Source organism: Nocardia sp. CA-119907 (genome assembly GCF_050955995.1).
In the GTDB taxonomy this organism is placed as follows: Bacteria; Actinomycetota; Actinomycetes; order Mycobacteriales; family Mycobacteriaceae; genus Nocardia.
The window spans coordinates 3,622,990-3,649,363 of sequence record NZ_CP192091.1; the positions used below are offsets into that span (position 1 = coordinate 3,622,990).

The window sequence follows — 26,374 nt, forward strand, 5'->3', positions numbered from 1 at the left end:
GCGAGGCTCAGTAGGAGGGCAGCACGTAGTCGTCGGTGTCGGTCATCATCTTCATCATTACCGGCCGGAACAGTCGCGAGGTCATGAGCCGCATGGTCACCCTCGCCATTCGCGTGCCGATGCGCGAGGTCGGCAGCATCATCTTGATGCCACCGCCGGGCAGTTCTTTGGCCTTGTCCAGGAACGGCGTGACGACCTCCGCGTAGCGGGTCAGAGCCTTCGTGAGATCGTCAGGGGCGGAGGCGATTTCACCGGCCAGGACGTACGCGCCGACAATGGCCATCGCGGTGCCCATGCCGGTCATCGGGGAACCGCAGAAGCCGGAGTCGCCGAGCAGGGTGACCCGGCCGTTGGACAGCGACGGCATATCGACGCGGGCCAGCATGTCGAAGTAGAAGTCCGGGGTGGTGCTCATCGCGTCCAGTACGGCGGGCGTCTGCCATCCCGCCTCGGCCAGCGCGTCGTGGATGAGCCGCTGCTGCGCGGCCACGTCGCGGCGCAGCGCCGGATCGGCTTCGGTGCGCACGGTGATGATCGCCTTCGAGGTCGCCGGATCGGCATCCGGTCGAATCGCGACCGCAGCGCTGGGCACCGTGTGCATCTTGAACCAGCCGGGCTCGGTTCCGGCGGGCGTCGGGATGGTGAAGAAGGACATGTACCCGCCGAGGTAGGTGACGAACCGTTCCTCCGGACCGAAGGCGAGCTGCCGGGTCGCCGAATGCACCCCGTCGGCGCCGACGACCAGATCGAAGCACTCGGTGCGACCCGATGCGAAGGTGACATCGACCCCGGTGTCGTGCTGCCGCAATGCCTCGATCCATTCGCCGTAGCGGTAGTCGAGTTCGCCTGCCCTGCTGGCGAGTTCGGTGAGCAGCACCTGATTCAGATCGCCCCGGGTGATCTCGATATCGGCCACCGGCCCCTTGCCGTCGAACATGTCCGCGGGCATCCGGGCGAACTCCCGGCCGTGCTCGTCGACGTAGGCCATACCGCGCTCGTCGAGCTGGTACTTGCGGATGCCCGGCATGATTCCCATCCGCTCGGCGACCTCGCGGCTCGGTCCGCGCAGGTCGACGGCCTGACCGCCGGGGCGCGGCTTGGCGGAGCGCTCGACGACAGTGGTTCGGATGCCCGCGCGCAGCAGCTGCAGCGCGAGCGCGTTGCCAGCGATACCGCCGCCACTGATCAGGATGTGGAGGGTGTTGGTGGTGCTCATGTCCGTGCCAATCTGTCAGACGAATGTGTCAGACAAATGTTTAACACACAGTTGGCACGAGCGTCTAGTACAAATGTCTTAGCCGAGTGTAGGCTGAGCGCATGGGAAATCGGGAAGACCTGTTGGCGGGAGCGCGTAAGGCCATCATCGAACGTGGCGTGGCGAAGACGACCGCCCGTGATATCGCCGCCGCGGCGGGTGTGAGCCTGGCCGCGATCGGCTACCACTTCGGCTCCAAGGATCGGCTGATCACCGAGGCGCTGGCGCAGGCGCTCGGCACCGATATCGGTGACCGGATGGAGGCGCTGATCCGCGACGGCGCCGGTCAGTCGCCGCTGGCGGCGTTCACCCGGTTGTGGGACGGAATGCCGCAGGTCTTCGAGGACAACCGCGAGGGCATGCTGGCCAGTCTGGAGAATCTGGTCCGGGTTGCGCGGACACCGGAGTCGAAGACCTACATGGACGACAGCCTCACCGGTGCCTACGCAGACCTCGGTCGGGCACTGCGGGAATCCCGCCCGGATCTGGATCAGGACACCGCCGAGGCGATCGCCGAACTGTATTTCGTACTGACCCAGGGGCTCGGCATCCTGCGGACCATCACCAGTGGCAACAATCTGCCCGACGGCGCGCGACTGGCCAAGGCCATCGCGGCTCTGGCTCGCGAGTCCTGACCGGTCAGGACTGATCCGACGGCGCTCCGACCGGGATGTGCCGCAGCCGCAGCACCGCGATCACCGAAAGTGCCAGTGCAGCAAGACCGACAATGGTCGCGGTGACGTGCACGCCGTCAAGGAATGCCGCGCGTCGCGAGCAGAACCCGCGGCCCAGGAGCAGGTCCGCGCGGGGGCTACCGCGTTGGCAAGGGCCAAGCGGGCCGGTCCGCGCCGTACCGCGGTGCGGGCCAGGCGTAGTCCGGATATTCGGCGAGTACCGGCGCAGCGGTGATGATATTGCCGTGCGTGACCGCCGCCATCGGATTCGGCGCCGCGGCCTGCGGATGCCGTGGGGTGCGGTCCGACGCGTCGAGCAGCCAGGATGCGGTGCGCGCCAACGCCACTCGGACATCGCGTCCGATGCCGTCGTGGGCGCGGGCGACGAGCGCGTCGATCACACCGGCGGCGAGCAGATAGCCCGAGGCGTGGTCGAGTGCCTGCGCGGGCAGCGCCCCCGGCACCGCGGGTGCGCCTTCGATGATCGAGATACCGGCCGCGGCCTGCACAATGCTGTCGAATCCGCGGCGCCGACCCCAGGGGCCGGATTCGCCCCACGCCGATATCCGCCCGTGCACCAGGCCGGGACGACGGGCGGCGGTCAGTCCGGCATGTTCCAGCGCGCCGGGCCGATATCCGGTGATCAGCACATCGGCGGCGGCGAGCAGGTCATTGACCACCGGTAGCTGCGCGCGCAGATCGAGCAGCGCCGAGCGCTTGCCCTGGCAGGTGTCGTGGTACTGCCAGGGGATTTCGGGTAGTCGCGGCGGGTCGATCCGCAGCACATCGGCACCGAGCAGTGCCAGCGTTCTGGTCGCCACCGGTCCGGCGATAACGCGGGTCAGATCGAGCACCCGGACACCACGCAATGGCTGTAGCGGCGATGCGCCGATCGGCAAGCCGATCTCGCCCCGATCGATCCGGGTATCGATCGCCACCAGCGGACCCGATGCGGCGGCTTGGCCTTGCGGAGTGGCCGCCCACTCCGCTTCGGTGCGCACCTGTACCGCGATCGCGCCGTGCGCGGCGGCGAGTTCCTCGACATCGCCGGCGCGGCTCATCGCCATCTGGGCGACCGCCAGATCGACGGGCGCGTCATCGGGAAGTCCGAGCGCGGCGAGTAGTCGCGCGCGATGATGCGGGTAGTTGGCGTGGGTGCGGACCCAGCCGTCGAAGGTCGGGAAGAATCCGGATAGGTCGGCGAATACCGACGCGGGCGCACCGCCGATGCGCAGCACACGCTCACTGGAGAAGGCGGCGGTGATCCGGTCCGGATCGAGCCGGTGCGCCACCGGATTCAGGTGGTGTACGTCGCGTATGCGGTTGGCCGCCGCCGTCACCGCGGCCACCGATCCGGCGGCCAGCGCCCAAACCGGCAGCGTCGCAGCCAAACAGCCGCCCGGGTCGGCGGAGGGGGTGGTGTCGGAGGCCGGGACACCGATTCCGGCTTCGTAGTCACGGACCAGCTGTTCGTGCGCAATCACGAGACCGAGAGTAGTTGTTGCACGGCAGTAGTAGGGTCGGGGCCATGACGCCGCTGCAGCGTTACATAGCCGAAGAGATTGCCACCGATCACGCCGACGGATTGATCGGCCGCCGCGAAGCACTGCGCCGACTAGGGCTGCTCGGGGTCGGCGCCACCGCGGCGGTCGCGCTGCTCGCCGCCTGCTCGAACAGTGGCGATCAGGCGAACTCCAGGTCGACGGGCTCGACACCCGCGGAATCCTCGCCCCCGCCGGGGGTGAACGGCGCGGTCGCGGCCACCGCGATCACCTTTCCCGGACCCGGCGGGCGTCAGCTACAGGCCGCATGGGCGGCCGCCGCGCAGCCGCGCGGAAGTGTGCTGGTCATCCATGAGAACAAGGGCCTGACCGACCATATCCGCTCGGTGACAGGACGTTTCGCGGGTGCCGGATACTCCGCACTGGCCGTGGATCTGCTCTCCGAACTGGGCGGCACCGCCGCCTTCAAGGATCCGGCGGCGGCCACCGCCGAACTCGGCAAGATCGCGCCGGAGCAGTTCACCGCTGATCTGCAGGCCGGAATCGCCGAATTGGAGCGCCGGGTGCCGGGAAAGAAGCTCGGCGCCACCGGGTTCTGTTTCGGCGGCGGTCTGGTCTGGCTGCTGCTGGCCGCGGGTACCCCGCAACTCGCCGCGGCAACACCGTTCTACGGACCCTTCCCGGAGAATGGGGACCTGTCCGGCGCGAAAGCCGCGGTGCTCGGCATCTACGCCGCCAAGGACGAACGGGTGATCGCCTCGCGACCCACCGCGGAAGCGGCGCTCGACCGCGCTGGCCTCACCCATGAGATCTACGTTGCCCCGAACGCGGACCACGCCTTCTTCAACGACACCGGCCCTCGCTACAACCCGACCGCTGCGGCCGAGGCCTGGCGACGGGTCCTGGATTGGTACGGAACATATCTCGGCTGAAACGCCGCGGGCCGCATACCGATATCGGGGTCGGGGCACAGTGACGAATCTTTCGACGGAGAGGGAGATCGACGTGGGCAAGGCCATTGTCGCGACGGACTGGCTGCGAGTGCTGCGCGCGCATCCCGCGCCGCGCCGCCAGCTGCTGTGCTTCCCGCCGGGCGGTGGTTCGGTCACCGCGTATCGCGCACTGGCCGAACGGCTCGACGACGGTATCGCCGTCGTGGCCGTGCAGTATCCGGGTCGGCAGGACCGGCTCGGTGAGCCCGCCATCGACGATATGGATACCCTCGTCGACCGGATCGTGGAGCAGGTGCTGGACCAGGGCCCGGTGCAGCAACTTTCGCTGTTCGGTCACAGCATGGGCGCGACCGTGGCCTTCGAAGCCGCGCGCCGCCTCGAGCGCAAGGGACAACCCTTGACGACGCTGTTCGTATCCGGCCGTCCCGCACCGACTTTCGTCGAGCCTGGTCGCCTGCATCTGGGCTCCGATGACGATCTGATCGGCGATCTGGAGCGCCTGGCAACCGATCCCGCGTCGGTCCGGATCCTGCGCGAGGAACCGAGCCTCGCCGAACTGGTGCTGCCCGCCGTGCGCAGCGACTACCAGGCCATCGAGACCTACCGCTACCGCGAGGGTGCCGCACTGAGCTGCGATGTCTCGGCCCTGGTCAGTACCGACGATCCGACCATGACACCGGAGCAGGCCCGAGACTGGCGCGAGTACACCCGCGGCTCCTTCGCGCACACCGTCTTCCCCGGTGGCCACTTCTACTTGGACGACAAGGTCTCCGAGGTCGCCGATCTCATCGCCCGCACCCTCCAGACGTAGCCGACCCAGGACACCACCACGCACACCGCGACCAACGCGCGCACCAGCCCCAAGGCGTTTTCCGGATAGATCACCCCGGTCAGGTAGTGGTCGATGAAACCGCTCGGCGGGAGTCCGGCCACACCCGCCTGATGCCGCGCCCAATTCTCCAAATTCGTGAGCGGACAGACGAATCCGAACAGAATTGTGCTGAACCCCCACCCGAACGCGAGCAGATGCAGCCAGATGGTGCGCGGCCAGCGCCACGCCATGAACCCACCGACCACCACATACGCCACGAACGCGAAATGCACCGCGGCGGTGGCATCGGCCAGCAGCCGATACAGCATATGCCCAGCGTAGTCCCGCAATCCGCGCGATATCGCGGCTCGGGCGTGCGCTGGGTCGATCGTATGCCGAGGACCTGATCACCAGGGCGAGGGTTGATAGTCCTTGAGGAAGCAGCCGTAGAGATCGTTGCCGGTTTCGCCCTGGACGATCGGGTCGTAGACGCGGGCCGCGCCGTCGACCAGGTCGAGGGGAGCGTGGAAGCCCTCTTCGGCGAGGCGGATCTTGGTGTAGTGCGGGCGTTCGTCGGTGATCCAGCCGGTGTCCACGGCGGTCATGAGGATGGCGTCCTCTTCGAACATCTCCCGGGCGCTGGTGCGGGTGAGCATATTCAGCGCGGCCTTGGCCATATTGGTGTGCGGATGGCCCGCGCCCTTGTACGCGCGGGAGAACTGGCCCTCCATGGCCGAGACGTTCACGACGTACTTGCGGCGGGCCGCGGCGGCCGCCATGGCCGGGCGCAGCCGGGAGACCAGGATGAACGGTGCCACCGAATTGCACAGCTGGACCTCGAGCAGTTCGGTCGGATGCACCTCGCCGACGGTCTGCACCCAGCTGTTGGTATGCGCCAGATCCGGCACCAGACCACCGGCGTCGATCGCGATGCCGCGCGAAATGCGTTCCGGCGTGGCCGATCCCGCGACCAGTGCCAGTTCGGCGACATCGGCGGAGGACAGCGTCGGCGTCAGGGAGGCGGTGAGTGCGGTGGGATGCGCCTGCATGGTCTTGCCGAAGGTGACCACATCCGGTAGCGCGCCAGCGGGCAGCGGCCCGGATTCGGCATCGACCAGTGCGCTGTAGGCACCGGGGGAGCGGCGCACGGTCTGGGCGGCATTGTTGATCAGAATGTCCAGCGGACCCTGCGCCGCGACATCGTCGGCGAGCGCGACGACCTGGGCCGGATCCCGGAGATCGATGCCGACGATGCGCAGTCGGTGCAGCCAGTCAGCGCTGTCGTCCATGGCGGCGAAGCGGCGGATGGCATCGTTGGGGAAGCGGGTGGTGATGGTGGTGTGCGCACCATCGCGCAGCAGCCGCAACGCGATGTACATCCCGATCTTGGCGCGACCGCCGGTGAGCAGGGCGCGTCGCCCGGTGAGATCGGTACGGGCGTCCCGTTTTGCGTGGCTGCTTGCCGCGCAGTCCGGGCACAGCTGGTGGTAGAACGCGTCGACCCGGGTGTAGCGCTGTTTGCAGATATAGCAGGGCCGCGGCCGGACCAGGGTGCCCGCACTCGCGCCCACGGCGTTCGAGGTCAGCGGAATGCCCGCGGTCTCGTCATCGATCCGGTTCGGTGATCCGGTCGCCGTGGCCGCGACCACCGCGCGGTCGGCCTCGGCGACCGCATCCCTGGCTTCGGTCCGACGGCGCTGCTTGAGCTTTTTGAACATATGGCCGACGGCGCGTTGCACCGTGATCGAATCCGGATCGGCCTTGTCCAACTGCCCGGCCTGTTCCAGCACCCGCAGGCAGATCGCCAGCTCATCGGGGTCGATGGCGGTGCCGCTCGGCGCTGGTTCGGTAGACGTCGACGCGGTGTACTCGGCCATCGGAATGCGGATGTGTCCTTTGTGAACGGGGGGTTGACCCACCCATTGTCGCATTCGCGGTTTCGACCGGTCGGCACGGCGGTCCCGCACCGACCGGACGTCAGCTATTTGCGCAGCTTGCTCAGTGTCGAGTTCGCCGTCTTCTTCAGCAGTTCGGTGGCCTCGGCGGCACTGAGGATTTTGCCCGAGGACTTCGAGGTGCTCGACGAATACTGTGACCAGCTGATGTGGTAGGTGACCCAGCCGTCGCGCACGGCCAGGGAGACATCGGCGGTCGGATCGTCGGACTTGTGCTTGCCGGTGATCACATACGCCTCGTCACCGAGGCCGGAGATCTTGTCGACCTTCGAGTCCTTGCCGTACTCGCTCTGCGTCCAGGTCTCGTACGACGCGGTGAATTCCGGCCCGGGGTTGGACTGCTTGTGTACCTGCGCGCTGGTGTAGATCGCGGCGTAGTCGTATTTCTCACTCGACCCGGATGGGGTGAAGCGAACATCGCAGCCCATCGAATCGACCGCCGCGTGCTGGGAGCCGTCGTGCTGCGGGTAGGTCTTGCCCGAAGAATCGGACTTCGACAGCGTGAAGCCAGTGCTGGTGTAGGGCGAGGTGTCGGTGATATCGCAGAGATTGGCGACGTATTTGTAGCCGCGCAGGTCGGCGTCCTTGCTGATATCGGCCTTGCCCGCGTCGAAGGCGCCGATCGCGAACATGGCGACCGCCCAGACCGCGGAGGTGAGCACGATCGCGCCGAGCGCCCAAAGCCAGCCTTTACCACCGGATTTGGGTGGCTGTTGCTGCGGGTATCCGGGTGTCTGCTGCGGGAATCCCGGCGCCGGCTGGAATCCCGCTGCGGACTGCTGGAATCCGGCACCGGGATGTTGGAATCCTGGTGCGCTCTGCGGGAATGCGGGGGCGGGCTGCTGGAAACCTGGTGCGGCTTGTGGGAATCCGGGTGTGCCCGGCGCCTGCTGGAATCCCGGCTGCGGATATCCGGGGGACGATTGGTGATATCCCGGCTGCTGATAGCCCGTACCGGATTGATATCCGACGGGCGCGGCCCCCGGCTGATCGAACGGCTGCCGCAGCAGTGTCGGATCAGCGGGCTGCTGCTGGGCGGCGCCGGGCTGTTGCCCCGCAGCCGGAGCCGCGGGCTGCGGTGGCAGTTGCAAACCGGGCTGCCCGACCATGGTCGGATCCGACTGTGAATACTGCGGTGCCTGTGGCGGCTGCTGCTCCTGCGCCCACCAGGCGTCGTTGGGCTGATTCTGCTGTTCCCCCGGTCCGGTCATGCGCGCAAAGTACCATCTCGTTCATTTGCCCGGCCATCCAGACCGACCACCATCGGTGGGTGTGCTGGCTGCGTCGAGTATGAATATTGCTCTCCGCTAATGGACTTCGGTTTCACTGGTGCGGAATGCTGGTATGCGCGGCGCGCAGATCCTCGACGAAATTGGCGATGGCCTCGGCCACCAGCAGCGGTTCGGTCACCGGCAGCCAGTGATCGGCCGGAATCGGGCAGCGCCACAGCCGGTCCACCCAGCGCGCGCTGCCGTAGTACAGGAACGGCGGTACGAGTACATCGGTGGTGTCGACGACCAGTTGTACCGGTACTGCGGTGCTGCGTTCGCGCGGCCACAGGAGACGGTGCGGGAGATTGGCCGCAGCGATCCGCGCGCCCGCGGCCAGATCCGCGCGCCAGGTCGGGGCGAGGGGAGCGTACACACGGGCGATGCCGCCGAGTTGGTCGATCAACCAGGTGCGCACTCGCGGCGGATAAGCGATCCGCTGCGCCGCGGTCTGGGCCGATCCGGCCCCGTGTCGCCAGAACTTCGGATCGGCGATCAGTCGCAGCGCCCGCCGCGGTTGTGCCGCCAACTCGCGCAGTGTCAGGCCAACGTGATCGAGATTCGGACCGGCGACCGCGGTGAACGAGGCGATACGGGTATTGGCGCGCGGATCGCAGACCGCCTCCCAGGCCTGCACCGCGCCCCAGCCGTGCCCGCAGACGTGCACCGCCCGCTTCGGGCTGACCGCATCGATCAGCCCGAAGAAGTCCTCGGCCAGCGCATCGAGTCGATAGTCCTGCGGCGCACCGGGTTTCGCCGATCGACCATGCCCGCGCACGTCATAGGCGATGACCCGGAATCCGTCGGCGAGCAGCGCCGCCACCGCCGACCACACCAGGTGCGTATCGGACAGTCCGTGCACCAGTACCAGGGGTTCGGCGTCGACCGCACCCCATTCGAAGACGGCCAGTGCACCGTGTGCGCCGTCCACGGTCGACTGTCGGTGTGGCCGCCGGGCGCCGGTCGGGTCGGGGGAGTCGAGCTGTTCGGTCATCTGCTTGCCTCGATCGATGCGCTGAGTGCTGCCTGGGTACCGCCGGTACGTGACCCGATACTGACAGTACGAATGCACCTGGAGCAATGGGGCGAAACCTGCCTCGAATATGAGGTAGGTCACCCGTACCGCGCCGTCGACCAGGGGTTTGCGCGGATCGAGATTGCGTACCGCCGGTACGTGTATGCTCCGGAACCATGGCTCGTTCGGACAGATCCGCGCCGCGGAAGATCACCCGCGAGGAGATCGTCGACGCGGCCATTCGGGTGATCGACCGGGACGGTCCGCACCCGAGTATGGATGACATCGCCCGCGAGGCCAGGATCACCAAGCCGCGCCTGTACCGTCAGTTCGCCGATAAGGCCGACCTGTACACCGAGATCGGCAATCGGATGGCGAAAGCGGCCGGGGCCGCCGCGGGCAATGATCTGACACTCATGCTGCAACCGCCGCGGGTCGCGCTGCGGCGCGTGCTCACCGGCTATGCCGACAGTATCCTCCAGCACCCCAACGTCTTTCGGTTTCTCGGCCAGGCCCACGTCACCCAGCAGGCGGACGGTTCGGTACTGCAATTGGATCTCGGCCGCGCCGCCGCGGGCCGATTCGCCAGGCAGGCGCGCGAAGTCGCCGAATCCATCCCGATCGATGCCACCGGCATCGACTATCTGGCCCGCGCGGTCGTCGGTGTCGTCGTCGCGGTCACCGACCTGTGGCTCGGCGAAGCCGATTCCGGGCGTCCCGGTGATACGGCCGAATTCGTCGAGCAGTCCACCGAATTCGTCTGGGGTCTGATCGACGGATTCCTGCGTCGGCAGGGCATCTCGGCCGATCCGGATAACCCGATCTTCACCTCGCTCGCGGCCGTCAACCAGGCGCAACGGCCGACCGGCTGATCCGCATTCCGTCCTCGTGACCCCACCTGGATCTGCTGCGTGCCCGCTTTGTTGACATCATGCCAATAGTGCGCGAATCTGATGACGAGACGCGGGCGAGCCGGCCTGCGCGCACGAACAAAGGATTTCTGCGATGGCACGCGCCGCATGGAGTGATGACGAGGTCGAGGCGGTCCGGGAACTAGCGAGGACCTTCTTCGAGAAGGAGGTCGTCCCGCATGAGGAGAAGTTCGTCGCGCAGGGGCATCCCGACCGCGCGCTGTACAACCGGGCCGGTGAACTCGGCCTGCTGTGCACCGCCATCCCGGCCGAATACGGTGGCGGTGGCGGCACTTTCGCGCACGAGGCCGCCATCATCGAGGAGCAGGCTTTCGCGGGTGACGGCTCGCTCGGCATGCCCGTGCACAGCTCGATCATCGCACCCTATATCCACCACTTCGGCACCGAGGACCTCAAGCAGCGGGTGCTGCCCAAGGCCGCGACCGGCGAAATGGTGCTGTCCATCGGCATGACCGAACCGGGGACCGGCTCGGATCTGCAGAACATCAAGACCCGTGCGGTCCGCGAGGGCGACGAATACGTCATCACCGGCTCGAAGATCTTCATTACCAACGGCTGGCTCTGCGACGGCATCATCATTGCCGCCAAGACCGACCCAACCAAGGGTGCGGCGGGCGTCTCCCTGATCTTCGCCGAGGTCAGCGACGACACCCCCGGCTTCAAGCGCGGCCGCATCCTCAACAAGATCGGCGGCAAGGCCCAGGACACCGCCGAGCTGTTCTTCGACGGGTTGCGCGTGCCGGTCTCGAACCTTCTCGGCGAGGCCGAAGGCCAGGGCTTCTACCAGATGATGCAGCTGCTGGCCCAGGAGCGACTGGTGACCGGCATCATCGCGGTCGCCATGATGGAGCAGGCCGTGCGGCTGACCGTCGACTACACCAAGGGACGCGAGGCCTTCGGCAAGCCGCTGTTCGCGATGCAGAACACCAAATTCGAGATGGCCGAATGCGCCACCATCGCCAAGGTGAGCCGGATCTTTCTGGACGACTGCATCGTGAAGCATCTGCGCGGCGAACTCGATATTCCCACGGCTGCGATGTCGAAGTACTGGCTCACCGATCAACTCGGTATTGTGGTCGATCGCTGCCTGCAACTGTTCGGCGGCTACGGCTACATGACGGAGTATCCGATTTCCGAGCTGTACACCGGTGCCCGCGTACTGCGCATCCTCGCGGGCAGCAACGAGGTGATGAAGGATCTCATTGCCAGGTCACTCTGAGGTCGCCGCCAGCGATCGCTTGCGGAACACCGCGGCGCAGCCGCGCAGACGGAGGCTGGAGCCGGACGAACGTCGCGCGCAGATCCTCGAATGTGCGATCGATATGTTCGGCGAACGGCCGTATGCGGCGGTATCCACCGCGGAACTGGCGCAACGCGCCGGGGTCGCGCGCGGTCTGATCAACCACTACTTCGGCAATAAGCGCGACCTGTATCTCGCGGTGGTGCGCCGGATGGTCACCCTGCCGCGCCTCGACGATATGGTCACGCCGACCGGTACCGATCGCGAGCGCGTAGACGCGAGCGTGCACTGGTTGTTGGATGTGATCTCCGAACACGGCAGCACCTGGGTCAAGGTGACCAGCCATGAGGGGGTCGGCGACGATCCGGAGGTACAGCACATCCTGGACCAGGCCGACGACGCGGCCGCCGAGCGCATGCTGCTGATGGTCGGGCGCGCGGAATCGGCGCACAGTGCCGAATTGCGCGCCATGGTCCGCGCGTTCGGTGGTCTGGTGAAGGTGGCGGGCCGGGAATGGATCACCCGCGGCACGCTCACCCGCGAACAGGTACACGTCTTACTCGCGGACATGCTGATGACGCTGATGACCGAAACAATGCCGAAGGTGGACCGCGGGCGCTGACCCGATCCACCTTCGGTATCCGGTGCTGCTCGAGCGACCCGCGAGCGGTCGCTACGGCTTACTCGTCAACTCGGACTTGGTTCGACGCACCGCGATCCTGCGCTCCTGCGTACCGCTGTAGCGCACCGGCCGCCTATGTCCCGGCGCGTGCCCGTGCCGTCCGTATTTCAACTCGATGACTTCCTCCCGGTGATGTTCCACCAGCAACGCGCCGATGCCCGTGATCCACAAAGCCGCCGTCGCTATCGCGCCGATCTGCATCCATCCGGTGAAGCCGTAACCGGCCGCGGTGAGCGTGCACGCCATGGCGACGACACCGAGCGCACACAGAATGATGCCGGGAACGTTGTAATCGTCACCGAGTAGATCGCCCGCGTGGGAATGCCACGGCCGGGTTCGGTCTTCGTTCGAATCCGTTTTGCGGCGCATGGATCCTCCTGAACTGAAAGTCACCGCAGGTCACTCGCTGTACCCAGGATCCACCTCATTTTCGCCGTCCGCGAGTGGTGTTTGCCGGTTTGTTACTCCGGCTGAAGGGCGGGCCTTATCGAATCCAACCTGCCGACTGGAAGTACAGTCCGGTTTGACATGGCGGCATTCGCGATTACGGTTTGATGACGATTGATGGGCCGTTTCGGATGATGCTGCGGCCAATGGCCCCTATCCTTTGTCGGTATCGGGGCGGGTCCGGGCAGTTCGTGGTTCCTGCGCGGTTTGGTGGTGTGGAAGAGGGACCTGAATGGCACGGACGGATAACCGTGAGCGCGAGCGCTGGCCGGAGGCGCAGGCGGAGGAGTACGAGCAGGAGATGGGACCGGTCGGCCGATGGCCGGACCCGGATCCCACCGAGCGCTGGCCCGAGACCGAGCCGCCGAACCGGAGTCGCCGCGCCGGTCGACTACGGGTCGAGGTTCCGCCCATTGTCAATCCGTACGCGATCGTCGCGCTGGTTGCCGCCCTGCTCGGCCTGTTCCCGGTCGCGATCGTCTTCGGGTTCATCGCCTTCAGCCATCCGCGCGGCAAGACGATGGCGGTGTGCGCGCTGCTGCTGGGTGTGGTGGAGGTAGTCGGCATCGCGGGATATGTCGTGCTGTCCGGCAGCAACTTCTCCGATGCGCTGGCCGGGGTGAACCGTACTCCTACCGTGTCCAGTGTCGCGCTGCCCTCGACCATCGCCCAGACCGCCGTCCCGCAGCCCACGGTGGCGCCGACCGTGGTCGCACCCCCGGTCACGACGACTGCCCCGTCGACGGCGACTCCGAAGAAGGGCACGGTGTGCACCGAGCCGGGCCGCATCGGCACCGGGGCGGACGGCTCGACCCTGCTGTGCCTGGCCAGCGGCGGCGTCTACCAATGGAACGGTCCGTACACCATCGGCGGTACCGTCGCGGAGGCCGGAGCCAAATGCGATGGATCGACCAAGAGTGCCCGTACGGCGGACGGGCGCGCACTCACCTGTGAGAGCAAGGTGTGGGTGCTCTGGACCGAATAGCCTTTCGGTAACTAGCCCTCCGTATCCGCCTTCTTGGCCCGGCTGGGTTGCACCCGTGGCGGCTCATTGGGCATCTTTGGATATTGCGGCGGCCATGGCGCATCCATGAGCCCCGAGGCCATATCCCGCTCCGACATCTTCAGCAGCGGCTCGATGGATTGCGCCGGGCGGTCCGCCCACGGGTCGCCGAATTCGGCCAGCCGCGCGGGCACGGTGGCTATGGTCAACTCCTCGGGGACAACGGTGTCCAGATCGGACCAGGCTATCGGGGTGGACACCTGCGCACCGACCTTCGGTCGCACACACCACGCACCGAAAACCGTTTTGTGCGGGGCATTCTGGTTGAAGTCGATGAAAACGCGGGTGCCGCGCTCCTCCTTCCACCACTGCGCCGTGATCCGGTCCGGATGCCGCCGCTCCAACTCCCTGGCCAGCGCGACCGCGGCGGCGCGCACCTGATAGCCGTCCCATTTCGGTTCCAGCGCAACGTAAATGTGTAGTCCACGCGAGCCGGAGGTCTTGATCCGGGAATCGATGCCGAGTTCGGTGAACAGCTCACGGGTGAGCACCGCGGCGTATTTGAGATCGTCGAAGGTGATGCCGGGGGAGGGATCCAGATCGATGCGCAGCTCATCGGCGATATTCAGATCGCCGACGTGATTCGGCCAGATATGGAAGCCGAGGCATCCCTGATTGACCGCCCACAGAATGTGCGCGAGATCGTGGGCCACCAAGGCGTCGCTGGTGGTGCCATTGGGTGTGGCGACCTCGACGGTGTGCAGCCAGTCCGGCGCGGATTTCGGCACCCGTTTCTGAAACCACGATTTACCCGAGGCCCCATCGGGATACCGCTCCAACAGTAACGGCCGATCGCGGACCACTTTCAGAAACGGCTCGGCAACGGCCTGGTAGTACCGGACGAGATCGAGTTTCGTCTCACCGCGTTTGGTGAAATAGACCTTGTCGGGATTGCTGATGGCGACGGATCTGCCGTCCACCTCGATATCGATCGATTCACCCATCACTGCCCCCGGGCTTCGCTGAAAATGGCACTCAATTCGGCCGGAGCGACCTCGTCGAGCTGGGCGTAGGTACACGATTCGGGGGTGCGGTCGGAGCGGAAGCGAACCAGCCTGCCGCCGTGGCGCAATCGGCCGGACTGCACATGTTCGTAGCGAACCTCGGCGATCAATTCCGGACGCAGGGCCTCCCAGGACAGATCCTTGCCGCCGGTCCAGCGGCTCACCCCGCCGGGCATTTTGCCGTCGGCCTTGGCCTGCGCGGCCGCATCCGCCCATTCGCGCCACGGATGGTTCGCCAATGCGTTGTCCCGCAAAGGTTTCAGCTCTTCCACCAGTGACTTGCGCCTGGCCGCCGTGAAACTGCTCGCCACCCCGACGTGGTGCAGATTGCCCTCGTCGTCGAATAGTCCGAGCAGCAGCGATCCGATACCCTCGCCATCCTTGTGCCAGCGGAAACCGGCCACCACACAGTCCGCGGTGCGCTCGTGCTTGACCTTGAGCATCACCCGCTTGTCCTGCAGATACGCCAGATCGTCGGCCTTGACCATGACGCCGTCGAAACCGGCGCCCTCGAAGCGGGTGAACCAGTCCTCGGCGATATCGGGATCCTGGGTGATCGGGGTCAGATGCACCCGGGCGAGTTCGGTGTCGAGAATGGTCTCGAGCAGCCGCCTGCGTTCGGCGAACGGTTCGCCGGTCAGATCCTTGTCGCCGAGGGCGAGCAGATCGAAGGCGACGAAGCTGGCCGGCGTTTCCTTGGCCAGTTTGTTGACGCGCGAGGCCGCCGGGTGCAGCCGGTTCTGCAGGGTATCGAAATCGAGCCCCTCATCGGTGACCACCACGATTTCGCCGTCCACCACGCATTTATCCGGCAGCGCCGCCTTCAGCAGTTCGGCGACCTCCGGAAAATAGCGGGTCAGCGGCCGGTCGTTGCGTGAACCGAGTTCGACCTCATCGCCGTCCCGGAAGACCACGCAGCGAAAACCATCCCATTTCGGTTCATAACTCAGGCCCGGCTCTCGCGGCACGGACGGCGCCGTTTTCGCCAGCATCGGCCGCACTGGTGGCATGACCGGTAGGTCCACGCGATCCTCCTCGGTTCGTTCCCCACCCGTATCGACGTCGCGGGCGACGCGGATTCATCGGTGCGGGCTCGAGCTCGATCGTAAGTCGCTGGTCCGACAAGGTCGTGCACTTCGATTGACCGGGCGTCGGACGTGGCGCTCGGGACTCGGCGTGCGGTGCGCGCGGCTAGTCGAGCCAACCGTGTTGATCGGCGAAGGCGGTGAGGCGGTCGCGGATGGTGAGGATCTCACCGGCGGTGAGGGCGGGGCTCGCATCCAGTAGTAGCTCGGTGATCAGGCGTTTGTGTTCGGTGGCGGTGAGCTGGCCGGATCCGGATCTGTCCTTCTTGTGCCGAGCAGCGGGTGGGGTCGGCTGGCCCCCGACCACGGCGAGGTTGACCGCCTTGGGCCCGCGATCACCCTCGGTCACATCGAATTCGAACACCCGGCCCTGGCGGAGCTCGTCCTCGTCCAGTCCGATGTCGTTCACATGAACGAACACATCCGGGCCACCATCATCGGGCCGAATGAACCCGAATCCCCGCGAACTGTCGAACGACACCAATTTCCCGATGGACACCAACACCCGCTCCTCGCGCCGTCTCTACCCGGCCAACTTTAGCCCGCATTTTCCCCGTCGTTGGATGAAAGCGCTTTTTGTAACGAGTTGAATACAGTGAGACCCTGACCGACCATTCCGTTGACCAATTCGCCGACACCGTCCGGTCCGTTCAGCACCGTCAAGTTGGCGTTTGCCAGCCCGTTGGACGCCTGCTTGACGATTTCGGGCAGCTGCTCGATCAACAACTGGTCCAAGGCGATCCGGTTGTTGGAGGCCGCCGCCTCGGCCTGGATCCGGGTCCGGGCCGCCTCGGCCTCGGCCAGGATACGCACCCGTTCCGCTTCGGCCAGAGCGGGTTTCACGACTTCGGCCTGCAGTTGTTGCTCGCGCAGTTCGGCTTCCTTGCGGGCCTGCTCGGCCTGTGCGCTGAGCACTTCCTGCAGTGCCATGGCCTCGGCGAGCGGACCGGCCTGCGCCGCTTCGGCATTGGCCTTGTCGATATCCTGCTGATATTGGGCCCGGAGAATGGCGGTCTCGCGCTGATATTCGGCCTGCCGTCGCAGCGATTCCTGTTCGGCCTCGGCGGCGTGCTGGGCGGCCTGCGATTGTGCGATCTGCGCATCGCGCTGCACCGCCGCGTTGTGCGGTGCGGCGAGTGCGGTGATGTACCCGAGATTGCCGTCATCGATGGACTGGATTTGGAACGAATCGACCCACAGGCCGATATTGCTCATCTCCACCTTGGAGGCGACCAGCACCTCGTCGGCCAGCCGCTGGCGCTCGCGGATGATCTCCTCGACCGTCATCGAGCCGACGATCGAGCGTAGATGTCCGGAGAAGATGCGTCCGGTCAGTACCGACATCTCCCGCTCCTGTTCGGACAGGAAGCGTTGCGCCGCATTGACAATCGACTGGGTGTCATTTGCCACCTTGAACGCGATCACCGCGCGCACCTCGAGCTGGATGGCCTGTTTGGTGACGCACCGCTCCTTGATCTCGGCTTCGAACATCGCCAGCGACAGATAGCTCACCTTGCGGAAGAACGGCATCACCCATTTGCCGCGCCCGATGACCACGCCGAATGGTGCGTTGTCCTTGCTCGTGCCGCCGCTGACCAGCATTGCCTCGTCAGGATCCGGAACGTGATAACCCAGCACAGTGCCTCCCAGTTTCGTACTTCGTAGATCGCGGTCGCGATGTCACATTTGCTCGGTCTGCGCGGGCTCCAGCGGAATCCAGGGCACCACGTCGACGATGCGCCCCGGATGTACCGCGATGACCAGGACAGATTCCCCTGCCGAGATCGGCTCGGCCGCCCGCGCGATGTATATCTCCGTGCCCCCGCGAATCGCAACCAATACTTCGCCGAGCATTCCGGCGCCCCGGATCGGCGAGGTGAGCGTACCCGTCAAACCTTGCACGGGGTCGGTCATCGCGGTGAACTCCTCGCACTCGGTGCCAGAGTTGTCAGCGTACGCGCGATCGGGGATTCCTCTGGTTACGAGAGGGACTCGGCGATGATGCGCCCGACCGATTTCTTGGTCAGATAGTGCGCCGCATCGTGCGGACTCGAACCATTGTCGAGTTCGGGATGTGTTGTCGGCACCACGTCGCGACCGGGAGCGGGCGGGAAATACGGTGCGAGGTCCAGATGTGCCGCGACGATATCGTCGCGGTCGGCCAAATTCTCCCAGCGGGTGAGCGCGGCGGGGACGGTGGGCGGCTGCGGTCGCAGCAGCGGATAGATGATGGACTGCAGCGCCAGCGGCGAACCGAGGGTGATCAGCGCGACGGGCCGCTGGGTGCGATGCAGCGCCTCGTAGGCGACGACCGAACCGAGCGAGTGACCGATGACCAAGCTGGTCTGCGGACCGATCAGATCGAGCACCTGCCGCTGCGCGTGCTCGCGCACCGCCTCTTCGGACAGATACCGGCTGACCTGGGCCAGCGACCGGTTGACGAATTTGCCCGCCATGCCGAAACCGAAGGGCGCGAACCATTTCAGCTTGGTCAGCGCATTCGCCGCGGGCCTGGCCTTGCGGCCGATGCCCTGCGCACCTTCGGCACCGAGCACCGAATTATCCAGGAAGCGCTGCGCTTCGAGCCGATCACGTTGGTCGGCCGCCCGGCCGGCCGCCGTCGCCAACCAGGCCTCGGCGATCCGCTCGGTGAGTTCGGCGTCCTCATCGCCGACCGGTCCGCCACCACCTTGTGCGCCGGGAGCGAGAAAAGCATTGCCGTAGAACGCCATTCGAACCTCGAGTGCGCCCGGCCGCTGTGCTCGCCACAGCTGATCCGCCAGCTCGCCGTATCCTGCCGTGCGGACACCTGCCGCCAGCGCCGGAAGCCACTGCGCCTCCAAGAGATCCGCACCGTACTGTTCCTGCGCGATCCCGTGCACCAACACTATCGCTGCCATCTTCGCGCCCCCGTTGTCGCTCGCCACGATGTGGTGTTCGGGTACTTTCCTACCACGCGCGGCCGAACCTTTCGAGCGACCTGCGAACAGTTGCCGCGACCGGTGTCGGGTTGTCGAGGGTCGTTGGGGAGTCGATGGTGGGAATGGTGGTGCTGGTATGGGAGGAAGGTTCGCCCTTGTTATCGGATCCGAATGCCAGGCGCTGGGGGAACTGGGATTCACCGGTGAGCTGGCGACGGGGCTGTACGGGAGTCTGACCGAATCCGGCGGGTGGCGGGCGGCCAGGGCGGAACCCGGGCCGGTACTGAATCCGACGGTGGCACAGCTGGTTACGGCGGTGGACGAGGCGTTCGCGGCGGCGGCGCGCGAGCAGGCGACACTATTGATCGGCTTTGTCGGGCACGGCACCTCGACCAGCGCGGAGGATTTCTTTCTGCTCGGTCATGATTCGCCCGCGGTGCCGAACTCGCATACGGCATTCCATCTGACACAGGAGATTCGCGAGCGGCTGAACCAGTCGGCACTGGATGGGCTGGTGGTACTGGTCGACGCGTGTGAGACCGAACAGGGTGTGCTCGGTGCGGCCCGGCGCTGGACCGATCTGCTGTCACGGGCGGCGGGCCGGATGGAGTTGCTGGTCGCCGCCGGCGACGGGCCCGCGTACGCCGGATGTTTCACCCGAACGCTGTTGTCCACCTTCGAAGTCGGACTGCCCGCGCGCGGGGAGAATCTGCTGCCGTCGGATCTGGTCGATCCGATCGCCGCCGCGTGCACCCGGCAGCAGCCCGAACATCTGTCGTTCACCTCGGGCACCGTATCCGCCGCCGAGGGCGGTGATCCCGGCCTGTGGCTGGTGCCGAATACCGCCCGGCGCCGCGATGCCGTAACCGGTCGTCCGGCAGCGGGTTTCGTCGATCACCTCACCCGCAGGCTCTTGTTGACCCCAGCTGTGCGCGAAACACTCGATGATATCGTCGGCTCCGGCAGCTACCGATTGCGCGGTGTGATCGGACCGCCCGGGGTCGGCAAATCGACGCTGCTGGCAATGCTCATTCGGCCGAGTCTGGTCGACACCCTGCCGCTCGCGCCCGAATACATCACGGCCGCGGTGTTCCTGACGGTCAACAGTTCCATCGAGGCGGTCGCCGCGGAACTGTCCGCGCAGCTGAGCACCCGCCTGCCCGGATTTCGTGCGGCGGTCGCGGCCGCGCGGGGGCTGGCCCGACACGGTGCCGCGGAGTTCGATGTCTTCGATATCGAGGTGCGGCAACCGCTGGCGGATTTGGGCGGATGGGGTGGCCGGGTCACCATCGTCGTCGACGGACTGAACGAACCGGAGGAGGGTACGCGGCGGCTGCTCGTCACCGCCGTCGCGGCTATGACCCGGCGTCCTGAGCTCGCGCACGTCCGGGTGATCGTCGGGATCCGGGCGGGCCTCGGCTTCGAAGACGATCCGGCGCTCGCGCATATGCACCGGATCGTGGTGGCCGAGCCGGTGGCCGAGGATATCGCCGCCATTGTGGAGTCGGCCGGATATGAGCGCGCCGCCGTAGACGAGCAGGAGTGGGTCGGCTGGATCGATGCACGGCTGGCCGAAACACCAACGGCGCGTACAGATTCCCCGCCAGCTGCGGCGGGCTGGCTATTGGCCGGGTTGTTGGCCGAAGTCGCGACGGAGGTCACCGATCGAGTAGTCGCGGAGGATATCGGCGTCGACGGTCTGGTCGCACTGCGGGTCGCGGCGGCCGTGCGCTCCGCGGCGGGCGATGGACCGAATATCGCGTCGAATACCACCGATGCCTGGGCGATCGGCGCGCTGCTCGGTGTGCTCGTCGCGGCGGGGGTGGGGCCGGTACTGCCGCTGGAACTGCTGGACGCGGCCATGCGCGAACTCGGGTCCGATGCGAGTATCGCCGGAATCCGCGATCTCACCGCGGGTTTGGGTGTGCTGGTGATCCGGAGTCTGCCGGGTACCGACGATGAATCGCTCGGCATAACCCATGCCGCCTTGATGCCGGGGGTCGCCGATGAATGCGACCGGCTCGGCGTACACAGCGACGATGCGCACCGGGCGGTGATCGCGGCCATCGAAGCGGGCACCACCGATCGGATAGCCGCGTATGCCCGCGGCTCGGCGGTCCGCCACTATCTGGCCTATGGCGATGCGGCCGCCGCCTTCGGCTACCTCGAATCGTTGGAAACCACACGCGTGGTGGACAATCGGGATCTCTGGGCGGCCTGGCTGCCGAGCTTCGCCGCCGTCATGGGATCCGATCATCGCGTCACGCTGCTGGTCCGCAACCATCTCGCGAACTGCCGTGGCCGCAGCGGCGATGTCGCCGCCGCCGTCGCCGAACTGGAGGAGCTGGCGCGCGACCAGACCCGGGTGCTCGGCGCCGATGACCTCGACACCGTCACCACCCGCTACGACATCGCGGACTGGCGCGGACATATCGGCCAATTGGAGCGGACCGTAGCCGAATTCGAACGACTGGTCATCGATCACACTCGTATCCTCGGCACCGACCACCCCTGGACGCTGCGCGCCCGCAACAGCCTGGCCTACTGGCGCAGTGAACGCGGCAGCCTGCGCCGCGCGGTCATCGAATTCGAACAGCTGATCACCGATCAGGAACGCATTCTCGGTCCGGTGGATCCACAAACCCTGCGCACCCGACTGCATCTGGCGCGTTCCCGGGCCATGGCGGGTGAACTGGTCCGCGCCTTCGCCGAATTCGAGCTGCTGCTCATCGACCAGATCCGCATCCTCGGCCCGGATGACACCCAGACCCTGCGCACCCGCACCAGCATGGCGCGCTGGCGTCGGGAAAGCGGCGAAACGGCCAGGGCCATTACCGAATACGCGACGCTGCTGACCGATCAGTTGCGCATTCTCGGACCGGATCATCCGGACACCCTGCACACGCGCAACTGTCTGGCGGGCTGCCACGGTGAGGCGGGCGATATCGGCGCGGCCATCGCCGAATACGAACCACTGCTCGCCGATCAGATCCGTGTCCTGGGCCGCGACCATCCGCACACCCTGCTCACCCGCAGCAATCTGGAGTATTGGCGGGCTCGATCCGGCGGGTAGCCCGGGCGCATCGACGCTACTGTTCTCGGGGGGCCATCGGCAGGCCCAGTCCTAAGGAGTGGCGGTGATGGCCGATACGCGGGCGCAATTCGGCGTGCTCGGGCCGGTGCAGCTGTCGATCGATGGTGTCCAGCGGTCGGTCGGCGGGCCGAAACAGCGTGCGGTGCTGGCATATCTGGTGGTCAATGCCAATCATCCGGTCTCGGTGGACGCGCTCGCCCAAGCGGTGTGGGAACAAACGCCGCCCTCGGATGTGCGGGCGAGCCTGCACGCCATCACCTCGAATCTGCGCAAACCGCTGCGCGATGCGGGACTCGATGCCCGGGCCGTACTCGCCCAAGTCGGCGCCGGCTACCGGATCGCGGTGGCCGACGGGGCCTGTGACGTGCATCGGTTCCGCGCGCGCAAGGAGTCGGGCCTGCGCGACCTAGCGGCCGGGCGGTTCAGCTCGGCGAGCGAAGCGCTGTCCGGTGCGCTGGGGCAGTGGCGGGGGCCGGTGCTGGCGGATCTGCGTGGGCTCGGATTCGCCGACGCCTACGCCGCCGCGCTCGATGATGAGCGGATCGGGGTTATCGAAGCGCGCGCCTCGGCCGATATCGCACGCGGCCATGCCAATGATGTCGCCGCCGAACTCGCCCTGATCGTCGGGGCGCATCCGTTGCGAGAACCATTGTGGGAGAAGCTGATCACCGCGCTGTATCTGAGCGGGCGGCAATCCGACGCGCTCGCGGCCGTGCGCCGGCTGCGCACCACACTCGACGACGAACTCGGTATCGATCCGGGACCGGCCATCCATGAGTTGGAGGCGCGGATTCTGCGTCAGGAGCCGCTGAGCGCCCGTACGGTGGCCGATGCGACGGTGACCCGGTGGACCACCATTATCGAGCAGTCGGTGGCGGGTGCGCGCGCGGAGTTGCGCGATACCGACGGCACGGTCTACCCGCTCGCCGGATCGGTGACGCGGATCGGGCGGCTGCCCGATAACGATATCGTGCTCGAACACGGCAAGGTCAGCCGTCAGCACGCGGTGCTGGTGGACAACGGATCGAGCTTCGTGATCAAGGATCTGTGGTCGTCCAACGGTGTGTACGTCGATGGCGAGCGCATCATCGATAGCGTGGCACTCACCGACGGCGCGGTGCTGCGCATCGGCGGATTCGAATTGGTCTTCAGTGTGGTGCCGCAGTGAAAGATCCAGTGCCACAGCGCATTCGACATATCATGCCGATCGCGGAGTGAAGATCTGTGCGGCCGGGTCGGCGGTGATCCGATCGGAATCGGTGTCGTAGTCGTACAACTCGGCGTAGCGACCCCACTCGCCCGCTCGCCTCGGCAGGAGCTCGATCATGACCACATCGACCACCCGCCGTAGGCGATCGCGGCCACTACCACCGCCGCGAACACCGCATCACCGGCGCGGCGTCGGGAAACCGAAGCATGCGGCGGATATTCGGCCAGCCCGAAGCGCGCTCATCACCCGATCCAGCGGTGCGACAAGCGGTCCGAAGACCCGGCCGAGCCGGTCCCGGAGTCCGCGAATGCCGCAGCAGATTCAGCACCATACTGCGCGGCGCATCGGCGGCCTTGGAGTCTTCGACTCGGAAGCGCTCGGCCCAGGCCACCAGCGGCCGCCAGAAGCAGAAGTTCACCCCGACGACCATGACGATCATGACGCCGATGGCGATGAACACCTTGTCGAGCTGGCCGTCGGCGGTCGCGGTCGCTACATATGAGCCGATGCCGGGCAGTGCGTACCGGCGGTTGTTCACGCTGATCGCCTCGGCGGCGACCAGGAAGAACCATCCGCCGCCGAAACTCATCATGCCGTTCCAGACCAGCGGGATCATGCCGCTGGGCACATCGACCCGCCAGAACCATTGCCAGCGTGACAATCTCAGATTCCGCGATGCCTCATCCAGCTCACGCGGCTGCGATACCAGGCTGTGGTAGAACACGAAGGTCATATTCCACTGAGTACCGCCGCACCGACGAACACCAGCACATCGGCCGCGCGATGGCGTGGCCGATCGAGAGCGTCCCGCGACGGGTAGGCGCGCAATATGGTCATGCCCGCGCCTCGTCCGCCGAATCCACGACCGAGATATGCCAGCCGACGCTGGTGACCGACGGTTCCAAGCTGAGCCTGCTCACCGCCGACTCCATCTGCTGGTCATCGCGCTGATCACCGGTCAGTTCGGCGCGGACCTCCACGCGGCCGGAGGTATCGGTATTCGTGCTGGCCACCGAGATGAGCCGGAAGTCGGTGCGGGTCAAGGCCTGTACGAGCAGCGCCCGCACATGTGCCTCCCGCTCGTCAGTGGTCACCGCGACGAAGACATAGGACGCGGGTTGTTCGGCCGCGGCATCGGGTTGCCGGTCCACCGCACGTCCGGCGGCGCGCAGCACGATATTCACCACCATGACCGCAAGGGTGCCCGCGGCCGCGGTGGTGAACATGCCCGCACCGGCCAGCGCGCCGACGGCGGCCGAACACCACAGTGTCGCAGCGGTATTGAGTCCGCGCACAGTCAAACCGTCGCGGATGATCACGCCGGCTCCGAGGAAACCGATGCCGGAGACGATCTGCGCGGCGACCCGGGTCGGGTCGGCGTCACCGCCGTGGAAGCCGTGCGCGGACAGCAGCACGAAGAGCGTCGCGCCCGCGGCGACGAGAGCATTGGTGCGCAGCCCCGCCATCCTGGCCCGGTACTGCCGCTCGAATCCGATCACCGCGCCGAGGCCGACACCGGCCAGCAACCGCAGGATCATCTCTACCGTTGACATCATGCACTCCCTGACTGGGTCGAGCGCACCATCGAACAGCAGGCTACGGGCTCATCCCGTGGTGGATTCCGCCGTGGAGGTGTCGCCGAGTGAATATTTGGCTAACAGGGGTTCGGGACTATCACCGCCGGTCATCCGGCCCACCTCCTTCCACCGATCCGGCGCACGGCAGAGCCGAGCGCGGTACGTCATCGTCACGGAGCCTGCGGGGACCCGGCGAATATGCCGGTGAGTACCCCTCCTCGTAAGACCTTTGGCACTTCACGGCGTGAACCCGACCACGTCGGGAGCCAATCGGGGTCACCCCTTAAGCCGGGGAGACCTGTCCTGACCCGGGGCGTCTCTCGACGTTCGGGGTCGCTGGCCTATATCCGTGAAGGAGCCTCAGCGAACGATCGGCACCTTGCGTCCGCTAGTAAACACCCGCCCGGCTCATCTGGCAAATGGGGGACGACCGAGCCCCCCCGGGCAGTCGCGGCGATGGTGGACACTGTCGGGCATGAGTGACGACGATCGTTGCTGGGCGGGGACGGCGTTGCTACGGACCGGGATGATAACGGTCACCGGTGAACTCGGCACGGCCGGTCTGCACGCGCACCATACGGTCCAGGTGATCATGTCGTCGACGGACATCGTGCTGGCAGACGCGACAGGGGAACGTTCGACATGCCGTGCGGCCGCAGTTCCGCCCGATGTTCCGCACGCGTCTGCTGCATCTGTTCGCGGCCGAGGTCGGACTTCCGTTCCGGTCTTACGTTCGCTGGCTGCGGATGCAGCGTGCGGCGGAACTGATCGCGACCGGCCGCCCTGTGACCGACGCCGCGCACGGTGCCGGATTCGCCGACAGCTCGCATCTGAATCGGGTGTGCCGACGCGTATTCGGCTGTGCTCCTTCGGAATTCGCTCGCCTGCACTGGATCACCGAATTTCCCGCCTGAGCGTATCCGCAGGACCGCGTCCTACTCGGCAACACCGGCCGCACCGCCGTCGGCCTCACGACCCGCATGCCGACTCCCGAGGATCTGGCTCGCATCCTGGCAGCGGGGCGGGAGGAGGCCGGTCTCCCGCCGAACCGCCGTCAATAGATGCTGCGGTAGGCGGCGATTGTCGCCACGCAGTGGTCGATCACCTGTTCACGGGTCGCGCGCAGCGAGCCGTTCAACCAGGCGGAGAACATGCCCGCATTACCGCTGGCCATGGTGAGTGCGGCCAATCTGCGCCGCACCGGGTCCTCGATATGGGCGAAGAGGTGATCCTGCATGAGGCGGGTGAAGACCGGCATCACCGCGATGGTGGTCTGGCCGAGGCCGGTGCTGGAATACGGTTCGACGAGGAACAGCCGCGATTTGCGTGGATCGGCGAGTACCTTGTCGACCACGATTTCGGACAGTTCGCGGTCGCGGGAGGGATCGGCGGCCGCGAACGCGGTCATCGGCTCCAGGAATTCGTCGGCGACCTGGCGGTAGAGCACGTCCAGGAGTTCGTCGCGGCTGGCGAAGCTCTCATAGAAGTACCGGTCGGTGAGATTGGCCCGCCGACATACCGCGCGCATGGTGACCCCGCTCGCGCCCGATTCGCCGATCAGGTCGAGCGCGGCCTCGAGCAGTGCGGCGCGTCGGGCCTCTCTGCGCTCGGTGAGCGTGGTTCCGCCCCAGATCCGGGGACCGGCATCGTCGTCTGATTCCTGGCCTGTCTGCACCCGCCCACATT

Annotated in this window: 27 protein-coding genes and 1 riboswitch; of the genes, 10 read left to right on the plus strand and 17 right to left on the minus strand. The window is 66.5% G+C overall.

Features of this window, described 5'->3' with window-relative positions; all coding sequences use genetic code 11:
• Positions 1-7: 7 nt before the first annotated feature.
• Positions 8-1,216 carry an FAD-dependent monooxygenase gene (locus ACQP2D_RS16130; protein ID WP_433684497.1) on the minus strand — a complete coding sequence of 403 codons (1,209 nt, stop codon included), beginning with the start codon at positions 1,214-1,216 and terminating at the stop codon, positions 8-10.
• Positions 1,217-1,317: 101 nt separating this feature from the next.
• Here ACQP2D_RS16130 and ACQP2D_RS16135 point away from each other — a divergent pair, with 101 nt between their 5' ends.
• Positions 1,318-1,890 carry a TetR/AcrR family transcriptional regulator gene (locus ACQP2D_RS16135; RefSeq protein ID WP_433684498.1) on the plus strand — a complete coding sequence of 191 codons (573 nt, stop codon included), beginning with the start codon at positions 1,318-1,320 and terminating at the stop codon, positions 1,888-1,890.
• 176 nt (positions 1,891-2,066) lie between these two features.
• Here ACQP2D_RS16135 and ACQP2D_RS16140 read toward each other — a convergent pair whose 3' ends face one another.
• Positions 2,067-3,413: a CoA transferase gene (locus ACQP2D_RS16140; protein ID WP_433684499.1), complete on the minus strand. Its 1,347-nt coding sequence runs from the start codon at positions 3,411-3,413 to the stop codon at positions 2,067-2,069.
• A gap of 44 nt (positions 3,414-3,457) precedes the next feature.
• On the opposite strand from ACQP2D_RS16140, the gene ACQP2D_RS16145 reads away from it, so the two are divergent.
• Together ACQP2D_RS16145 and ACQP2D_RS16150 are read left to right on the plus strand one after the other, a co-directional pair.
• Positions 3,458-4,363, plus strand: coding sequence for a dienelactone hydrolase family protein (locus ACQP2D_RS16145; protein ID WP_433684500.1), 906 nt, complete (start codon positions 3,458-3,460; stop codon positions 4,361-4,363).
• A 73-nt stretch (positions 4,364-4,436) separates the two neighbouring features.
• Positions 4,437-5,195 (plus strand): thioesterase II family protein, encoded by a 759-nt coding sequence (locus ACQP2D_RS16150; RefSeq protein WP_433684501.1) that lies wholly within the window; start codon positions 4,437-4,439, stop codon positions 5,193-5,195.
• Here the strand turns inward: ACQP2D_RS16150 and ACQP2D_RS16155 are convergent.
• The 4 genes from ACQP2D_RS16155 to ACQP2D_RS16170 all read right to left on the minus strand — a co-directional run bounded on the left by ACQP2D_RS16155 (position 5,135) and on the right by ACQP2D_RS16170 (position 9,412).
• Positions 5,135-5,524, minus strand: coding sequence for a DUF2784 domain-containing protein (locus ACQP2D_RS16155; RefSeq protein ID WP_433684502.1), 390 nt, complete (start codon positions 5,522-5,524; stop codon positions 5,135-5,137). The genes ACQP2D_RS16150 and ACQP2D_RS16155 overlap by 61 nt on opposite strands.
• A 78-nt stretch (positions 5,525-5,602) precedes the next feature.
• Positions 5,603-7,072, minus strand: coding sequence for an SDR family NAD(P)-dependent oxidoreductase (locus ACQP2D_RS16160; protein WP_433684503.1), 1,470 nt, complete (start codon positions 7,070-7,072; stop codon positions 5,603-5,605).
• 104 nt (positions 7,073-7,176) lie between these two features.
• On the minus strand, positions 7,177-8,361 hold the full coding sequence (locus ACQP2D_RS16165; RefSeq protein ID WP_433684504.1) for a hypothetical protein: 1,185 nt from the start codon (positions 8,359-8,361) through the stop codon (positions 7,177-7,179).
• Between the two features lie 112 nt (positions 8,362-8,473).
• Positions 8,474-9,412 (minus strand): alpha/beta fold hydrolase, encoded by a 939-nt coding sequence (locus tag ACQP2D_RS16170; protein WP_433684505.1) that lies wholly within the window; start codon positions 9,410-9,412, stop codon positions 8,474-8,476.
• Between the two features lie 197 nt (positions 9,413-9,609).
• Between ACQP2D_RS16170 and ACQP2D_RS16175 the strand changes: the two genes are divergently transcribed.
• The 3 genes from ACQP2D_RS16175 (at position 9,610) to ACQP2D_RS16185 (ending at position 12,227) form a co-directional block, all read left to right on the plus strand.
• Positions 9,610-10,305 carry a TetR/AcrR family transcriptional regulator gene (locus ACQP2D_RS16175; RefSeq protein WP_433684506.1) on the plus strand — a complete coding sequence of 232 codons (696 nt, stop codon included), beginning with the start codon at positions 9,610-9,612 and terminating at the stop codon, positions 10,303-10,305.
• A 133-nt stretch (positions 10,306-10,438) separates the two neighbouring features.
• Positions 10,439-11,584, plus strand: coding sequence for an acyl-CoA dehydrogenase family protein (locus ACQP2D_RS16180; RefSeq protein WP_433684507.1), 1,146 nt, complete (start codon positions 10,439-10,441; stop codon positions 11,582-11,584).
• Positions 11,568-12,227, plus strand: a complete 660-nt coding sequence (locus tag ACQP2D_RS16185) for a TetR/AcrR family transcriptional regulator (RefSeq protein ID WP_433684508.1) — start codon at positions 11,568-11,570, stop codon at positions 12,225-12,227. The genes ACQP2D_RS16180 and ACQP2D_RS16185 overlap by 17 nt, the downstream gene beginning before the upstream one ends.
• A 51-nt stretch (positions 12,228-12,278) precedes the next feature.
• Here ACQP2D_RS16185 and ACQP2D_RS16190 read toward each other — a convergent pair whose 3' ends face one another.
• Positions 12,279-12,656: a hypothetical protein gene (locus ACQP2D_RS16190; RefSeq protein WP_433684509.1), complete on the minus strand. Its 378-nt coding sequence runs from the start codon at positions 12,654-12,656 to the stop codon at positions 12,279-12,281.
• 310 nt (positions 12,657-12,966) lie between these two features.
• Between ACQP2D_RS16190 and ACQP2D_RS16195 the strand changes: the two genes are divergently transcribed.
• Positions 12,967-13,719: a DUF4190 domain-containing protein gene (locus ACQP2D_RS16195; RefSeq protein WP_433684510.1), complete on the plus strand. Its 753-nt coding sequence runs from the start codon at positions 12,967-12,969 to the stop codon at positions 13,717-13,719.
• An 11-nt stretch (positions 13,720-13,730) separates the two neighbouring features.
• On the opposite strand, the gene ligD is transcribed toward ACQP2D_RS16195, so the two are convergent.
• The 6 genes from ligD to ACQP2D_RS16225 all read right to left on the minus strand — a co-directional run bounded on the left by ligD (position 13,731) and on the right by ACQP2D_RS16225 (position 18,786).
• Entirely contained in the window at positions 13,731-14,741 is a 1,011-nt protein-coding gene (gene ligD / locus ACQP2D_RS16200) for a non-homologous end-joining DNA ligase (protein WP_433684511.1), read from the minus strand.
• On the minus strand, positions 14,741-15,826 hold the full coding sequence (locus ACQP2D_RS16205; RefSeq protein ID WP_433684512.1) for an ATP-dependent DNA ligase: 1,086 nt from the start codon (positions 15,824-15,826) through the stop codon (positions 14,741-14,743). The genes ligD and ACQP2D_RS16205 overlap by 1 nt, the downstream gene beginning before the upstream one ends.
• Before the next feature lie 166 nt (positions 15,827-15,992).
• The gene (locus ACQP2D_RS16210; protein WP_433684513.1) at positions 15,993-16,391 is read right to left on the minus strand and encodes a cold-shock protein; all 399 of its coding nucleotides are present in this window, start codon (positions 16,389-16,391) and stop codon (positions 15,993-15,995) included.
• A 32-nt stretch (positions 16,392-16,423) separates the two neighbouring features.
• Complete coding sequence (locus ACQP2D_RS16215; RefSeq protein ID WP_433684514.1) at positions 16,424-17,524, minus strand: SPFH domain-containing protein; 1,101 nt, start codon at positions 17,522-17,524, stop codon at positions 16,424-16,426.
• 42 nt (positions 17,525-17,566) lie between these two features.
• Entirely contained in the window at positions 17,567-17,800 is a 234-nt protein-coding gene (locus ACQP2D_RS16220) for a hypothetical protein (protein ID WP_433684515.1), read from the minus strand.
• A gap of 65 nt (positions 17,801-17,865) precedes the next feature.
• On the minus strand, positions 17,866-18,786 hold the full coding sequence (locus ACQP2D_RS16225; protein ID WP_433684516.1) for a hypothetical protein: 921 nt from the start codon (positions 18,784-18,786) through the stop codon (positions 17,866-17,868).
• 157 nt (positions 18,787-18,943) lie between these two features.
• Here ACQP2D_RS16225 and ACQP2D_RS16230 point away from each other — a divergent pair, with 157 nt between their 5' ends.
• Positions 18,944-21,880, plus strand: coding sequence for a tetratricopeptide repeat protein (locus ACQP2D_RS16230; RefSeq protein ID WP_433684517.1), 2,937 nt, complete (start codon positions 18,944-18,946; stop codon positions 21,878-21,880).
• A gap of 67 nt (positions 21,881-21,947) precedes the next feature.
• The gene (locus tag ACQP2D_RS16235; protein ID WP_433684518.1) at positions 21,948-23,069 is read left to right on the plus strand and encodes a BTAD domain-containing putative transcriptional regulator; all 1,122 of its coding nucleotides are present in this window, start codon (positions 21,948-21,950) and stop codon (positions 23,067-23,069) included.
• A 30-nt stretch (positions 23,070-23,099) separates the two neighbouring features.
• Here the strand turns inward: ACQP2D_RS16235 and ACQP2D_RS16240 are convergent, their stop codons facing one another.
• The 3 genes from ACQP2D_RS16240 to ACQP2D_RS16250 all read right to left on the minus strand — a co-directional run bounded on the left by ACQP2D_RS16240 (position 23,100) and on the right by ACQP2D_RS16250 (position 24,664).
• The gene (locus ACQP2D_RS16240; RefSeq protein WP_433684519.1) at positions 23,100-23,228 is read right to left on the minus strand and encodes a hypothetical protein; all 129 of its coding nucleotides are present in this window, start codon (positions 23,226-23,228) and stop codon (positions 23,100-23,102) included.
• Positions 23,229-23,265: 37 nt separating this feature from the next.
• Positions 23,266-23,844: an ABC transporter permease subunit gene (locus tag ACQP2D_RS16245; RefSeq protein ID WP_433684520.1), complete on the minus strand. Its 579-nt coding sequence runs from the start codon at positions 23,842-23,844 to the stop codon at positions 23,266-23,268.
• 100 nt (positions 23,845-23,944) lie between these two features.
• Positions 23,945-24,664, minus strand: coding sequence for an MgtC/SapB family protein (locus tag ACQP2D_RS16250; protein WP_433684521.1), 720 nt, complete (start codon positions 24,662-24,664; stop codon positions 23,945-23,947).
• Between the two features lie 231 nt (positions 24,665-24,895).
• A riboswitch (M-box (ykoK) riboswitch) is annotated at positions 24,896-25,067 on the minus strand.
• Between the two features lie 289 nt (positions 25,068-25,356).
• Here ACQP2D_RS16250 and ACQP2D_RS16255 point away from each other — a divergent pair.
• A complete protein-coding gene (locus tag ACQP2D_RS16255) occupies positions 25,357-25,602 on the plus strand; it encodes a helix-turn-helix transcriptional regulator (protein ID WP_433684522.1) in 246 nt (81 codons plus the stop codon).
• A 140-nt stretch (positions 25,603-25,742) separates the two neighbouring features.
• Here ACQP2D_RS16255 and ACQP2D_RS16260 read toward each other — a convergent pair whose 3' ends face one another.
• Complete coding sequence (locus ACQP2D_RS16260) at positions 25,743-26,363, minus strand: TetR/AcrR family transcriptional regulator (protein ID WP_433684523.1); 621 nt, start codon at positions 26,361-26,363, stop codon at positions 25,743-25,745.
• Positions 26,364-26,374 lie beyond the last annotated feature (11 nt).

What these genes read in the sequence shown, in the direction of transcription:
- ACQP2D_RS16155 (WP_433684502.1), bottom strand. Translation starts at nt 5,524, where the DNA reads ATGCTGTATCGGCTGCTGGCCGATGCCACCGCCGCGGTGCATTTCGCG.
- ACQP2D_RS16255 (WP_433684522.1), top strand. Translation starts at nt 25,357, where the DNA reads ATGTTCCGCACGCGTCTGCTGCATCTGTTCGCGGCCGAGGTCGGACTT.
- ACQP2D_RS16165 (WP_433684504.1), bottom strand. Translation starts at nt 8,361, where the DNA reads ATGACCGGACCGGGGGAACAGCAGAATCAGCCCAACGACGCCTGGTGG.
- ACQP2D_RS16130 (WP_433684497.1), bottom strand. Translation starts at nt 1,216, where the DNA reads ATGAGCACCACCAACACCCTCCACATCCTGATCAGTGGCGGCGGTATC.
- ACQP2D_RS16230 (WP_433684517.1), top strand. Translation starts at nt 18,944, where the DNA reads ATGGGAGGAAGGTTCGCCCTTGTTATCGGATCCGAATGCCAGGCGCTG.
- ACQP2D_RS16225 (WP_433684516.1), bottom strand. Translation starts at nt 18,786, where the DNA reads ATGGCAGCGATAGTGTTGGTGCACGGGATCGCGCAGGAACAGTACGGT.
- ACQP2D_RS16160 (WP_433684503.1), bottom strand. Translation starts at nt 7,072, where the DNA reads ATGGCCGAGTACACCGCGTCGACGTCTACCGAACCAGCGCCGAGCGGC.
- ACQP2D_RS16175 (WP_433684506.1), top strand. Translation starts at nt 9,610, where the DNA reads ATGGCTCGTTCGGACAGATCCGCGCCGCGGAAGATCACCCGCGAGGAG.
- ACQP2D_RS16190 (WP_433684509.1), bottom strand. Translation starts at nt 12,656, where the DNA reads ATGCGCCGCAAAACGGATTCGAACGAAGACCGAACCCGGCCGTGGCAT.
- ACQP2D_RS16235 (WP_433684518.1), top strand. Translation starts at nt 21,948, where the DNA reads ATGGCCGATACGCGGGCGCAATTCGGCGTGCTCGGGCCGGTGCAGCTG.
- ACQP2D_RS16135 (WP_433684498.1), top strand. Translation starts at nt 1,318, where the DNA reads ATGGGAAATCGGGAAGACCTGTTGGCGGGAGCGCGTAAGGCCATCATC.
- ACQP2D_RS16170 (WP_433684505.1), bottom strand. Translation starts at nt 9,412, where the DNA reads ATGACCGAACAGCTCGACTCCCCCGACCCGACCGGCGCCCGGCGGCCA.
- ACQP2D_RS16195 (WP_433684510.1), top strand. Translation starts at nt 12,967, where the DNA reads ATGGCACGGACGGATAACCGTGAGCGCGAGCGCTGGCCGGAGGCGCAG.
- ACQP2D_RS16180 (WP_433684507.1), top strand. Translation starts at nt 10,439, where the DNA reads ATGGCACGCGCCGCATGGAGTGATGACGAGGTCGAGGCGGTCCGGGAA.
- ACQP2D_RS16220 (WP_433684515.1), bottom strand. Translation starts at nt 17,800, where the DNA reads ATGACCGACCCCGTGCAAGGTTTGACGGGTACGCTCACCTCGCCGATC.
- ACQP2D_RS16240 (WP_433684519.1), bottom strand. Translation starts at nt 23,228, where the DNA reads ATGATCGAGCTCCTGCCGAGGCGAGCGGGCGAGTGGGGTCGCTACGCC.
- ACQP2D_RS16245 (WP_433684520.1), bottom strand. Translation starts at nt 23,844, where the DNA reads ATGACCTTCGTGTTCTACCACAGCCTGGTATCGCAGCCGCGTGAGCTG.
- ACQP2D_RS16145 (WP_433684500.1), top strand. Translation starts at nt 3,458, where the DNA reads ATGACGCCGCTGCAGCGTTACATAGCCGAAGAGATTGCCACCGATCAC.
- ligD (WP_433684511.1), bottom strand. Translation starts at nt 14,741, where the DNA reads ATGGGTGAATCGATCGATATCGAGGTGGACGGCAGATCCGTCGCCATC.
- ACQP2D_RS16250 (WP_433684521.1), bottom strand. Translation starts at nt 24,664, where the DNA reads ATGTCAACGGTAGAGATGATCCTGCGGTTGCTGGCCGGTGTCGGCCTC.